A 13,104-nucleotide genomic window follows, 5' to 3' on the forward strand; every position below is an offset into this window, starting at 1 on the left:
AACGACCGGACTCCCGGCCGGCCCGGCACCCTATCGGGGAGCGGTCGTGGACGCTGGAGGCCTGGGTGTCGCCATCCGTGCCAGCCGGCAGGACCACCCCAGCCCCGACCGCGCCGCCAGTTAAAGCCGCACCGATACCAGCCTGCGCCGCGCCACCCGCGGCTGTACCAACAGTAGCGGTGGCCTCTCCAGCGGAATTGGACAGTCTCCGCAAGCCGAAGATCATCGGCGGCCTCATGCAGGCCCGGCGGTCCTCCGATAATTCCGGCATGCGAGCGACTGCCCGTCATCGTCACCACTGCCAAGGCAGCCGCAAGAGCGAGCGTCCCAAAAATCGATTTCGGCATGTTTTCCTCCTCGGTTCTTGAGCCCCAGGAAGAAAATTCGCCAAACGAAGGACCGAATGCTCGGTCGGCTCTTTCGCACGCGAAACTGAGGAACGACCTATACCGCTCGCGCGCTGACCCGGCGTCCGGACGAGCGAAGGACGTGGGGCGACTGCTGTGACGGCGAACAGTGCTTTCGGGTTCAGCTCAAACCCTCGGCTTTGCCTCACACGCCTAGGCAGCCTTGGCTTGGGTAGCGGCTGCAAGAGTGTCGCGCAGGTGTTGTTCCTTCTTTTCGTCGAGAGAGGTTTTCAGGACGGTCCCTCCCGCGTCCTTGATTTCGTTGAGGACCTTGTCTGCAGTCATGCTCTTGATCAGCAGGAACAGAACGGCATCCCCCGATTTCACCTTCGAGCTGAGGTCCTTCATGAACTGATCGTTAATGCCGAAATCGGTCAGCGCGCCGCCCAATGCGCCGGCGCCCGCACCAAGAGCTACGCCGATGAGCGGATTCAGGAACACGATTCCGAACAGCAGCCCCCAGAAGCTTCCTCCTGCGGCGCCCGCCATGGTCGTGTTCACCAGTTGATTGAGTTTGACCGTTTCGCCGGTTTTGACTGCGATCACCGCATCTTGGATCGCAATCAGATATTCTTTCTGAAGCTCAAGGATTTTCTGTCGAACTTCTTCTGCTTTGGCCTCGGATGGATACACGATCGCGACTAGATCCGACATGGAACTCTCCCGCAACGATGTGATGTCCCGCCCCTTCACACACGCTTGATATGTGCGCCCGAAATCTAACACAGAACTGAAAACTGCATTGCCGCTCAAACGCGGACCACCCATTCACAATTCAGAGATGTGATGTACTCTCTATGCAATTGAGTACGCATAGCTGTCATATGTAGGGTGGGGAGCTGGTGCGCGAGCGTCCGGATTGGCACGAACTTAGCAGAGCGCCGAGCGTGATGCGAAAGCGCTTCAACGTTTCGGATCGCTTCGACCCGAGTGATAGCCGCGTGGGCGGTGAGCGTTGGATTGGCGAGTGCCCCGAGCGTCGACCTGCGGTAGGTGCGCAGATTTCCTGAAGTTATCTAGCACAATGCTCCAGCTCGGTGATGCCTCGGTCAGTCGAGGTCAATGTCCCGCCGCATATTTTTGACCCACCGGGCGGTCTGCTCACTCACTGACAAACAGTACGGGGATTTTCGCGTGCGTGAGCACCTTGTTCGTAACGCTGCCGAGGACCATTGCGGATAGTCCGCTTCGTCCGTGCGATACATAACGATGAGATCGCAGCCGCGGTCGGGGACGCGATCGCCGTCACGATCAATCCGGACGCGGTATCCGTCCATCTTGACTCCGCGGAGCACTCGGGGCCGTCGGGCACGGCTTTAGCTGCCGGAGGCAAGCAAAATTCGAAGGAGCTGCGCATGACGTGCGATTGATTGATCGAAGGCCTCGGCACACACCAGAGTCAGGGGCAATAACGGCAATAACCAGGCTGCTGATGCTTACGCGGTGCCATTGCTCCAGGGATCAGAACCTTAGCGGTAATGACGACATTGGCGCGCAAAATTATACACGGGAGCCAGCGGGCGCGAAGGAGATTCGATGTCCACATTCGTCCGCGCTGCAAATGCGAACGTAATCCCCGACAACCCGGGTTCCGAGTTCTCCTTTGGGTCCGAACGGGAAAGTGACAGCCAATCGGACCCTTTCCGCGGCATCCCCGAGACGTATCAGCGTCGAGACCCTGGTGCTAGACTTCTTGCTCCTACCGATAAGGAGGACGAATATGCCCGATAGCGTCTACAAGGTCATAGAACTGGTCGGTACCAGCGCCGACTCATGGGAGAAGGCGGCCGCTAATGCGGTCCAGCAAGCTGCTAGATCTCTCCGAGATCTTCGCATTGCCGAGGTCGTCAAGCTCGATATGCAACTGGATGACAAGGGGAACGTCGAGGCCTATCGCGCCAAGCTCAACGTATCGTTCAAGTTCGAGGGCTCCTGAGCCTCAGCACCTCGCCCCCTCTCGGGCGAGGATGGCTCGTGACATTCCTGGCTTGGCTTTGCGACGGGGGACCCACGCGGCAGCTCCTCGTCCATCTCGGCCTAGACCACCAGACGGGCGGGGAGCTCGCGCGCCGAGTTCGAACTAATCATCGATGCGCGGTTATCACGGCATGCAACGCATCGGGTATTTTCTTGCCTTCGTCCGTTACCATCGTCAGCTTCTGGCTATTGGTCGGGTTCGACCGGCTGGGGTGAACCGCCGCGCGGCCCGCGTCGAGCTGCCCTATCGAAGAATTTGAACGTCGCGAAACTCCCATGCGCTCGCGCCGTTGGAGTAGGCATCCGCTCGCTGTCGAGAGTTTTCTGATGGGCAAGATTGCAATCTCTCAAGAGGAGCTAACCGGGAAGGTGCTCGCCGCCGTCCGAGCGCATCAGGGGTGCGAGCTCGTAAAGCAAATTGCGATCACGCCGGTTGAGATCGTCGGAGAAGGCACGACCTGGCATGCGAACCTCCTTGATAGTGGCTCCGCGGACTGGCAGCTCGCCGCCAGCGTGCTGAGACAAACCAGGGATGAACTAGAGCCTGCGTTCGAGCTACGAAGCCGACAAGACGACCGTCAAGACCAACGAGGGTAAACTCTCGCGGAAACAGAAAGCGAACCTGTGACGGAGATCGCCGACCATCTCAACGGGCACGCTTACCGCGAAGAACACGAAAGATGGACACCGCAGCGCGACTGAAGGTCTGCTACTCAAGGCAGCGTTTGGCCGTCGGCTAGCCCGTCCGAGGGCTCATCGCGCTTCACGCTTATGTGTCCGGCGACGCCGCACTGCCGGAGAGACTCCTAATTGCATTACGGTCGTAATTTTATATTATGACCGTAATGAAATCGAGGGTACGCGGCAGAGAGATGCCACGTCGCAGCTCATTGCGAGGATTTCCATGGACGATACGATCGCCACTTCACAGCGCAATGGATCGCGAGAAAGCACCGACCTGATATCGCTTGGGGTCGCAGCCGCTGCAGCCGCAGTGCGTAAGGGCGACATCACGTCGGAGGACTACACTACGGCGCTTCTGCAGCGCGCCCGAGCGCTTGCCGGGCTCAACGCCTTCATCACAATCGACGAGGCCGCCGTGCTCGCGGCCGCAAGGGACGCTGATCAAGCGCGTGCGGCGGCTGGCTCCCAGGCCCCACTCCTGGGCGTGCCGCTCGGGGTGAAGGACAGCTATTTGACGAAGAGCCTGCCTACAAGCCTAGGACTCGACGGTCTTGCTCACTTCGTGCCGCGGGAAGATGCGGACGTTGTCCGCGCCATCAAGGGTGCGGGCGCTCTGGTCCTTGGCAAGAACAACCTTGTCGAGATGTCCTACGGCTTGACCGGTCACAATGCCCGCTAGGGCCAAGTGAAGAATCCGGTTACGCGCGATCGGGTTTCGGGCGGCTCCTCGAGCGGCTCCGCAGCATCCGTCGCCGCCAACATCGTGCCCTCGTCGCTTGGCGGCGATACCGTCGGGTCGATCCGGGTGCCGGCATCGCTCTGTGGCGTGGTGGGATTCAAGCCTACGAGTGGGCGATGGCCCCGCAATGGCGTCGCGCCGATCTCACATACCCTCGATACAAGGCGTGTTCGCCCGGAACGTTGAGGATTGCGCTCTTATAGATCAGGTAGTGACCGGTGAGATGGCCGTGGAGCCATCCGGGCGCAGATACGGCGTGAAGCGGAGACGGCTAGCCTACGCGCCGCGACAATTTCTCGAACTGGTCGATCAAGAGGTCGAGGCCCGCTTCCGCGATGTCGTGCGGCAGCTGCGGGAAGCCGGGGCCGAGGTCGTGGAGGTGGACCTCGGCGATGACTTTGGCGCCCTCACTCAGAGCGCGACCTGGAGCATCTTCTTCCACGAGACAATGGGCGCGATTTCGGAGTTTCTTCGTCGCCACGATATCCCGACCACGTTCGAGGCGATCTACGCGGACATCAAGCCCGAGCTTCGGAACGTGTGGGGGCGCATGGTCCTACCGGCAGGCGGAGGCGCTATCTCAGCAGAGGCTTATCAGACCGCGTTCGTCGTCAGCCGCGCTGAAATCCGGCGTCGGCTCGATCGGGCGTTCGTTGGCCATGGGGCGGAGGCCATCCTGCAGCCAACGACGCCCTGCGCGGCACCTTTGATCGAACAGCAGGCGAACTTCCATATCGCGGGGCGGGAGGTCAGCCACCTCGCCCTGGCCAACCACACCGTGTCGGCGAGTAGCGTTGGTCTGCCAGCTATTAGCCTTCCGGTAGGCCCATCGCGCGGCGGCCTCCCCATCGGCGTGGAACTGGACGCTCCCTTGGGGAGCGACTTGACGCTTTTGGACCTTGCACGCCAGATCGAGGGCGTCTTGAGCGCCTAGCCGGCCGCAGCCAAATCTGGCGGCGAGGAAGTCGACTGAAGTGGCGTAGCAGCTTGATCGCGACCTGTCCGCAGTTGCTTGAGGCGGCTACGACAGAGCGTTAGTAGGCTGGAGAACGGAACGATGCGTTTCGAGAAGGGTCATAAGGCAGCGACGCGGCGGCATATAATCGATGTCGCGTCGAAGTGCCTGCGCCGAGACGGCGTCGCCGCTGCCGGGATCGCCGGGATCATGAGTGAGGCCGGCCTGACCAAAGGGGCATTCTCTCCGCATTTTGAGTCCAAGGAAGAGCTCGTTCGTGAGGCGGTAGCAAGCGCGCTCGCCGACCAGCGACATCGCCTCGATGAAGAACAGCAAAGAGGTCTGGACCTCGAGGGCGCGATCCGGAGGTACTTGAACCGCGCTCACCTTGAAAACTCGGCAGGCGGGTGCCCCTCGGCAGCGTTGCTCCCGGAAATCGCCCGCCAGCCCCTGTCCACCCGGCAAGACTACGAAAAAGGGCTGCGAAGCTACGTGTCGACGCTGGCCGCACTGCTCCCTGATGCCGTTTCGTAGCGAAAGGTCGCCGCGCGACGGCCATCTTCGGCCCTTATGGTGGGCACGCTCCAGTTCGCGCGGGCCGTGCCCGACGCTGCCCAGGCGGAGCAGATCCTGGAAGGCGGCATTGAGGCTGCGTTGTGCTTGGCACGAGCGCCATCTTCCTAGCGGTCGCCTGAGCTAGTGGAGATAACATGAAATTCGTTTCTGCCGCCGCATTGGCACTTATTGGCTGCCTTGTTGGCTTCAATTCCGCAAAGGCACAAGGAGCCGTTATGAGAACGACGCCGACGACCAAAATTCTTGCCATCGGGACCATCAGTCCCGGTTTTGAACAATCGCAGGTGTTTGCTGTCCTGCCGGACGAAGTTCGGGGAACTGTCGACCTCTACCTCGATGGCAAAATCGAGCAGTGGTACTCGCTGCAGGGAAGGCCGGGCGTGGCGTTCATCATCAACGTCACCGATCCGGCAGTCGCTCACGAAATGCTCGAAAAGCTGCCTTTAGGTAAAGCACATATGATGAGCTTCGAACTGATCCCCATTGGCCCGCTCAACCCGCTTCGCTTCTTGCAGGGCATGCAGCCGAAACCTTGAGATATGCAGGGCCCTACTTGGACGTTATGCGCGGGCGCGAGGTGTTCAGTGCCACTGTATGATGGCAATCGTTCACATCGATGACGCCGCCGTCGCGACGGTCGCCACGCTGACTCCCGAGCCGGGTGGTAACAACGTCGAAAGGATAGACATCATGTCACAGCCGGTGAACGACGACGCGATCGATTTCTTCGAGCTCGACCAAGATCTCACGCTCAGGCGCATGGTTCTGCGCAACTCGAACCCAAAGGGGACCGTTCTCTTCCTGCATGGTTTTCCGGAGACCCTGCACGCCTGGAAGGACATCGCCAAGGCTCTGGCCGATGACTACGAGGTCCACGCTTTCGACTGGCCGGGTTATGGCCTCTCATCCCGGCCAACGGTCGACAGGTTTTCCTATGCGCCCAAAGACTACGCGCATGTTCTGGATCAGTACATCGCGAAAGCAGGCATCAACACATCGAAGCTGACGATCTACGCAACCGATATCGGCGCGCTGCCGACGCTCCTGCTGGCCGTGGAAAGACCCGATATCGCAAGGACGATCATCGTGGGCGATTTTGCCCCGTTCAACAGACCCCAGTTCATGTACGCAAGCCTGCAAAGCTTGAAGGAGGGACCTGCGATGGATCGGGTCCGCGCCAACCTGAACAGCAATCGCGACGAGATCCTGCAGAATACATTCACGAGAGGTTTGCCCGAGGAAGAGCATTTTGAAGTCGCGCGTGAGCTCAAGGACGACATGTTGCGTGGGTGGACCCAGGGAGCGATGACGTCGGCAGACGCGTTCTCCCACTACTACTCGCACTTTACTCGAGACCAGGATCACTTCGAATCACAACTTGCCCGGCTCAAGACGCCCGTGAAGGTCGTTTGGGGCGAGAAAGACCTCTACATCCACAAGGAGATGGGAGTAGAGTTCGCAGAACGACTGCGCGCGAAACTGACCCTTCTTCCGGGCATTGGGCACTTCCCCCATCTGCAGAATCCAATGCTGGCCATCGATGAGGTTCGTGACGCTTTCCGATGAGCCGCCAGCTGCTGCAGCTTGAGCCGATGCGCTCCGCTCGTCGAGCCAGAGCGGACCAGATTTGCTCAATCTGAGTTCTTCGCATTTTGACCCTAAGCGGTCCTTGCGGACTTAATCGTTAGAGTGTTTTATTCGCTCCACTATCCCTTGAGCGTGTTGAGTTTCGACATGACCCTCAAGCGAACGGCTTGCGCGAGCTGGCGGGCGCCAAGTCGGTGCATCATACGCGCGCGGTGAACTTCGACCGTTCGCACGCTGATGCCGAGATCATAAGCAATCACCTTGTTGGGGTGACCGTCCAGCAATCCGCTCTCTGGCGTGGTTACGAAGCCGAACCGCTTCCGCAGCTAGCCGCGTCTCGAGGTTTTCTACCTGCTTGATTCGACGTCGTGTTTGGTCATGCGGTGGCTCCGTAAGCCCCCGACCAACATTCCACGATTGGATGGGTTTCTAGTTTCCGGCGAAGCAGGATGCCGTATTTCTACTTAAGACCTAAGGGTCAAATACGACAGCACCCGAGTCCTCGACCCGCTCGGGCCGGTTCAAACCCAGCTTGGCGCGCTCGGTGCCGCAAACGTCGGCGATATTGGCGGAGCAAGCTCGCGCCGGACGGCGGCGCGAGATTCACTAGGAACGAGTGCCCCTAAGCGCAGTTCAAGGACGAGTCTTGCGTGCTCTCCTTCCGCGAGACCTGTTGCCGACTAAGCTCCAGCCCGCTCTCCCTCGGGCTGGAGCGCTCTTTTTGCGTCGGATTCACAAATGTGAATCCCCCTGGTATCATTTTTCGGGATCAAGTCAGACACCTCAGTCCCAACTCGTTCTTCGATCCGGAAAAACGGTACTGTCCGTATTTGACCCCTAGTGTCGTAAGTAGAATCCCGGGGTGTCCTAATTCACTAGCATCGGAACACTTGGACTATAGGTCCATTGATCGACATGACAGACCGATCAGGGTTGGCTTCATGGGCATCGAGCGCCGGTACTCGCCTAAGTATTTTCGAGACCGCGCGGCGGAGTTCCGGGCAAAGGCTGACAATTGCGAGCACGAACAGACTAGGCAAACGCTTAGCAAAGCTGCCAATGCCTTTGACGAATTAGCCCGACGCGCCGAGTTGATCCGCACCGCCCAAGACGCCGCAGAGTAAGGCCGCCTCATGTGTGGATGTATATGGACCCCGCCCGATTGCGGCGAGCGCGACGGGCAGATTTGCGGGATTGGGTCACGGTCATGAGGTGTCGATCCTGATGCGGCTCGTTGGGGCTGTCGGCCGATGCAGTGGCGTGCGACCGCGCGAAGACCTCGATGATGAACATGCGACCGCCGCAGCATGGACAACTCGGCTTGTTGGCATCGGCAGCGGCGTTGGTAGGTTGGCCCTCGGGCTTTGCAACGGTGAGCAGCTCACGGGCGCGTGCGATGTTGTCGGCGCAGGCGCCTTTGGCGAACAGGCCGTAGTGGCGGATGCGGTGCAAGCCTTTTGGCAGCACGTGGATGAGGAAGCGGCGGATGAACTCGAAGGTGGCGAGCGTCATCTGCTTGTAGCGATCGCGGCCCTCGATGCGGTACCTTCCATTTGAAGGTGACGCCGCGCTCGTCGACGGTGATCAAGCGGCTGTTGGCGATGGCGACGCGGTGGGTGTAGCGCGACAGATAGGCCAGCACCGCCTCAGGTCCGCCGAACGGCCGCTTGGCGTAGACGACCCACTCGGCCTTGCGCAGCGGTGCGATATAAGTCGCGAAGGATTGCGCCTCGGCGAGATTGATGTCGTCGCCGAAGAAGCTCAGGCGGCCGGTTTGATGCGCGGCGACGAGCTTCTCCAGGAACAGGCGCCGGAACAGGCGGGAGAGCACGCGTACGGGGAGGAAGAATCCGGGCCGGCAGGACACCCAGCGCTGGCCGTCGGGTGAGATGCCGCCACCCGGGACGATCATGTGCACATGCGGGTGATGGGTGAGCGCCGAGCCCCAGGTGTGCAGGACGGAGGTGATGCCGATCCTTGCCCCCAAATGCTTCGGATCGCCGACGATCGTCAGCATGGTCTCGGCCGAGACCTTGAACAGGAGATCGTAGAGGATGGCCTTGTTCTGGTAGGCGATGTCGGCGATGGCCGCCGGCAGCGTGAACACCACGTGATAGTACGGCACCGGCAACAGCTCGGCTTCGCGGTCGGCGAGCCAGTCCTTCGCGGCGGCGCCCAGGCACTTCGGGCAGTGCCGGTTGCGGCAGGAGTTGTAGGCGATGGTGGTATAGGCGCAGTCCGCGCAGCGCGCGACATGGTCACCGAGCTCCGCCGTGCGGCAGCGCTCGATTGCCGACATCACCTTCAGCTGGTCGAGGCTGATATGGCCGGCATGGGCTTGGCGCCATGCCGGACCATGGCCGCGGAACATATCCGCGACCTACAGAGCCGGGCGCGACATACGCGCCGCGTCAGCCGGGCGGCCGGACCTCCTTCAGCTTGAGCGCGATGTGCTCCAGCGGGCTCATGACCTCGCTGATCGTCTTGGTGGCTACCCGGGTATAGCGCGCGGTGGTGTCGAGCTTGGCGTGACCGAGCAGCACTTGAATGACGCGGACGTCGACGTTCTGCTCGAGCAGGTGGGTGGCGAAGCTGTGCCGCAAGGTATGCAGCGAGATGCGCTTGTTAATCTCCGCCATCTGCGCAGCGGCGTGACAGGCGCGATTGAGCTGGCGCGTGGTCATCGGCTGGGCCGGATCGCGGCCGGGGAACAGCCAGCCCTGCGGGCGCGCCGCCTTCCACCAGTTCCGCAGCTACTCGAGCAGGTGTGGGGACAGCATGACGTTCCGGTCCTTGCCGCCCTTGCCGTGTTCGACGCGGATGATCATGCGCTTGCTGTCGATATCGGAGACCTTGAGCGAGACCACTTCGGTCGCACGCAGGCCGGCGCCATAGGCTACGCTCAGCGCCGCCTTGTACTTCAGCCCCGGCGCGGCATCGAGCAGCCTTGCCACCTCCTCGACGCTGAGCACCACCGGCAGCTTGCGCGGCTCGTGAAGATGACATGGGTATGCTCGATGATCTCGTGGCGCTTCAGCGTGACCCGGAAGAAGAACCGCAGCGTCGAGACGGTCTGGTTGATGGTCGGCACGCCAACGCCGCTCGCGGCCAGATGCAGCTGGTAGCGGCGCACGTCCTCGAAGCTCGCCGTATCCGGAGATCGCCCGAGAAACACCGCGAAGTTCTTGACCCTTTGCACATAGTCATGTTGGGTCTTGGGCGCGAACTTGCGGATCGTCATGTCTTCGATCATGCGCCGGCGCAACGGGCTCATTGCCTCGTCGGTCATGGGGATGCTCCTGTCTGGAGTGAGGTTGTCGCAACCCCTCATCTCAAGACAGGACGCCCCTTGGCGCTATCGGCTTGGCAATCCGGCTTGCCGCACCGCCCTACCGCGCGAGCGGTTTAGTCCTTCGGCCCGACTCGGACCTCTCGTTATGTCCGCTCTCGCGCCGCTGTCGGGGGTATAGCGGACATCAAGCGCGCACTGGCTCACGCCGGGCGCGCTCCGATCCAGCTCCACCAAGCGTAACGTGGTTGTCACGTAGCCGCGATGAAACGTTCAAAAGCGCATCGCAAGCCTATCGCGGTCGGGGAGGTCTTTGGCGCGACCTGGCAAGTGAATTGTGTTGCCATGGAGCCACTTCAGGGCTTCGAGCATGGGGCCATCGTTCTGCGCCAGCAGGCGATCAGATACATGGAGGCGATAATCCGGATCGATGCCGATCAGATGCGCGTCGAACGCCGCGTGATGGATTTTGGACAGCGGGATGCCATTGGACACCGTACCGCTCGTTCTGGTCAGCGACCGCCGCGAGAAGAACCGGCTCGGGTAATCCAGACAATGCGCAACGACCGTTGGAGGCGGTGATGAGGCCATGCGGAATGACACCTGGTGCAGTCGTTGCTTGGCGGCACGAAGGGCGTAACGCCGCCACGTGGCGCGACAGGTAGAGGAACCAAACCCCGCGAATGAACTTGGGGTATCAAGGTCGTGTTCAGCCGCACCGCCATGTACGATCCGCAAACCTATTCTGCGATCCAGCGCCCACGGCGTCCGCGACGCCGAGCCCGTTCTGCGGCGCAGCGTGTTTGGCCCGCAGTGACTGGACTTGAACGCTTGACCTTGCCGCCCACCAAGTGCGAACACATACACGACGCGCAAGCCGCTGCCCGTCGGATCAGGTCCAACCGAATGGTAGCAAAACCAGGGCCCCGATGTGATCCGGCGGCCGCCTAAGCGCTCCCCAACTGGCCAAGAGCAGGGAGGTAACGGTGCCATGGACGAGATCGAAGCAAGGACCATCCGCAAGGTGATGTGGCGGTTGCTGCCCTTCCTGTTCATCTGCTACTTCGTCGCGTACCTCGACCGGGTGAACGTCGGTTTCGCCAAACTACAGATGAACTCGGCGCTCGGCCTGTCGGAGGCGGCATACGGCTTGGGCGCGGGCCTGTTTTTCATCTCCTACTTTTTGTTTGAAGTACCGTCCAACCTCGCGCTGGACAGGTTCGGCGCACGGCTCTGGATTGCCCGCATCATGTTAAGCTGGGGCATCATCTCAGCTCTGTTCGCCTTCATCCCGGCGATCTCAGCGACGACCGGGATCTCGACCGAGTGGGTGTTCTACATCCTGCGTTTCCTGCTCGGTCTCGCCGAGGCTGGTTTCTTTCCCGGGATCATTTTCTACCTAACACTATGGTTCCCCTCGGTTTACCGCGCCCGGGTCGTCTCGCTGTTCATGCTGGCCATCCCCTTCTCGTCGATTGTGGGCGGACCGATTTCCGGGGCTCTGCTGAACATCTCCGGCGCTGGACTCGATGGCTGGCAATGGCTCTTCATCCTCGAAGCCTTGCCGTCGATGCTAATGGCCTTCGGGGTCATCTTTTACCTGACCGACCGGCCGGCGCTCGCGACGTGGCTCGCCAACGACGAGAGGGGCTGGCTCGAACGACGGCTGGAGACCGAGAGGCAGCACAAGGTGGCGGTCGAGCACGTTGGCATTGTCAAGGCGCTCACCGACCTTCGCGTCCTCGCCTGCGCGTTCGTCTACTTCTGTCTGAACGCGGCGAGCTATGGTGTGGCGTTCTTCTTGCCGACGATCATCAAGAACTTCGGCGTGAGCAACTTCCAGACCGGCCTGCTATCCGCTGTACCCTTCCTGTTTGGCGCCGTCGGGATGGTCCTGCTGAGCCGCAATTCCGACCGCACGTTGAAGCGTCGGGAGCACGTTTGCTTCGCCATGCTCCTCGCCGCGGTCGGCCTTGCGGGAGCGGGCCTGGCGTCCGCCCCGGCGCTGGTGCTCGGCTTGCTCTGCCTGAGCCAGATCGGCGTTTCCGCGACGCCCCCTCTGATGTGGCCGATACCGAGCGCCTTCCTGACGGGCACTTCGGCTGCGGCCGGGATCGCCGCGATCAATTCGCTCGGCAATCTGTCCGGGTTCGCCGGACCGTACATGATGGGCTACCTCAAAGACACGACCGGCAACTTCACGGCCGGGCTGCTGGTCTTGGGCGGATGCGCCCTGGTAGGCAGCATTGTAGCCCTGACGTTTAAGGTCAATCCGCATATAGAGGTCGCCGGCGCTTTGCCAGGTGGGCCGTCGCCGGCGCCAGCCCGCTGAGACCGGCCGTAAGGTCAACATGGTAGCTGGTCCGTCGATCGATTGGGCCGCAGTCTCCAGGATTTGGTCGGGTTCTTAACCGAACTGCGGGCACTTGGATGCGATCTCTACCTGCACCAACAGGCCCTCGACACCAGTACGCCGTCGGGCAGGACGATGTTTCAGATGCTTGGCGTCTTTGCCGAGTTCGAGCGCGGCCGGATCCGCGAGCGGGTGAACGCCGGACTTGCCAGAGCGAAGGCGAGGGGGGCGAAACTCGGCCGTCGGCCGGTAAAGCCGGCGATCGAGACGCGCATTCGCGAACTGAAGGCCGACGGCATGGGCATTCTCAAGATCGGCCGCACAGTCGGCGTCGGCACGAGCGTGGTGCAGCGTGTCCTCGGGCAGCGAACGGCTATTGAACCGGCTGCCCCCCGCCGAACCCCGATTGGGCGATCAGCCTAGAGCATCCGATTTGTCGTCAGAGCAACAGCACACAGCGTCCCTTCGCGATTTTTTTGCTGCGCTGGCCCTTTCGTCTGCCCGTGGCCCGACTGCGTGAGACTTTCGGCATGTGGA

General features: G+C 61.3%; 7 protein-coding genes and 6 pseudogenes. 7 read left to right on the plus strand and 6 right to left on the minus strand.

The features are described from left to right. Nucleotides 1-560 precede the first annotated feature (560 nt). A complete protein-coding gene (locus ACRQ5Q_RS43850) occupies nt 561-1,061 on the minus strand; it encodes a DUF1269 domain-containing protein (RefSeq protein WP_092229196.1) in 501 nt (166 codons plus the stop codon). Nucleotides 1,062-1,508: 447 nt separating this feature from the next. Continuing rightward, nucleotides 1,509-1,636: pseudogene (locus tag ACRQ5Q_RS43855) on the minus strand (universal stress protein); the annotation flags it as partial. Between the two features lie 491 nt (nt 1,637-2,127). On the opposite strand from ACRQ5Q_RS43855, the gene ACRQ5Q_RS43860 reads away from it, so the two are divergent. The 5 genes and pseudogenes from ACRQ5Q_RS43860 (at nt 2,128) to ACRQ5Q_RS43880 (ending at nt 6,904) form a co-directional block, all read left to right on the plus strand. Next, on the plus strand, nt 2,128-2,343 hold the full coding sequence (locus ACRQ5Q_RS43860; RefSeq protein WP_439400450.1) for a dodecin family protein: 216 nt from the start codon (nt 2,128-2,130) through the stop codon (nt 2,341-2,343). Nucleotides 2,344-3,288: 945 nt separating this feature from the next. Next, nucleotides 3,289-4,741, plus strand: a pseudogene (locus ACRQ5Q_RS43865) (amidase family protein). A gap of 123 nt (nt 4,742-4,864) precedes the next feature. After that, nucleotides 4,865-5,446, plus strand: a pseudogene (locus ACRQ5Q_RS43870) (TetR/AcrR family transcriptional regulator). Nucleotides 5,447-5,472: 26 nt separating this feature from the next. Next, on the plus strand, nt 5,473-5,874 hold the full coding sequence (locus tag ACRQ5Q_RS43875) for a hypothetical protein (RefSeq protein WP_439400451.1): 402 nt from the start codon (nt 5,473-5,475) through the stop codon (nt 5,872-5,874). A 154-nt stretch (nt 5,875-6,028) separates the two neighbouring features. After that, nucleotides 6,029-6,904, plus strand: a complete 876-nt coding sequence (locus tag ACRQ5Q_RS43880; RefSeq protein WP_439400536.1) for an alpha/beta fold hydrolase — start codon at nt 6,029-6,031, stop codon at nt 6,902-6,904. A gap of 140 nt (nt 6,905-7,044) precedes the next feature. On the opposite strand, the gene ACRQ5Q_RS43885 is transcribed toward ACRQ5Q_RS43880, so the two are convergent. From ACRQ5Q_RS43885 to ACRQ5Q_RS43900, 4 genes and pseudogenes are all read right to left on the minus strand, one after another. Beyond that, on the minus strand, nt 7,045-7,209 hold the full coding sequence (locus ACRQ5Q_RS43885) for a LuxR C-terminal-related transcriptional regulator (protein ID WP_439400452.1): 165 nt from the start codon (nt 7,207-7,209) through the stop codon (nt 7,045-7,047). 921 nt (nt 7,210-8,130) lie between these two features. Next, nucleotides 8,131-9,296, minus strand: a pseudogene (locus ACRQ5Q_RS43890) (IS91 family transposase). 40 nt (nt 9,297-9,336) lie between these two features. Next, nucleotides 9,337-10,214 (minus strand): annotated as a pseudogene (locus ACRQ5Q_RS43895) (tyrosine-type recombinase/integrase). Between the two features lie 273 nt (nt 10,215-10,487). After that, the gene (locus ACRQ5Q_RS43900) at nt 10,488-10,709 is read right to left on the minus strand and encodes an HNH endonuclease (protein WP_439400453.1); all 222 of its coding nucleotides are present in this window, start codon (nt 10,707-10,709) and stop codon (nt 10,488-10,490) included. Between the two features lie 496 nt (nt 10,710-11,205). Between ACRQ5Q_RS43900 and ACRQ5Q_RS43905 the strand changes: the two genes are divergently transcribed. Together ACRQ5Q_RS43905 and ACRQ5Q_RS43910 are read left to right on the plus strand one after the other, a co-directional pair. Further along, nucleotides 11,206-12,546, plus strand: coding sequence for an MFS transporter (locus ACRQ5Q_RS43905; protein ID WP_439400454.1), 1,341 nt, complete (start codon nt 11,206-11,208; stop codon nt 12,544-12,546). Between the two features lie 39 nt (nt 12,547-12,585). Continuing rightward, a pseudogene (locus tag ACRQ5Q_RS43910) lies at nt 12,586-12,990 on the plus strand (recombinase family protein); the annotation flags it as partial. Nucleotides 12,991-13,104: the final 114 nt, after the last annotated feature.

Source organism: Bradyrhizobium sp. PMVTL-01 (genome assembly GCF_051861855.1).
Lineage (GTDB): Bacteria > Pseudomonadota > Alphaproteobacteria > Rhizobiales > Xanthobacteraceae > Bradyrhizobium.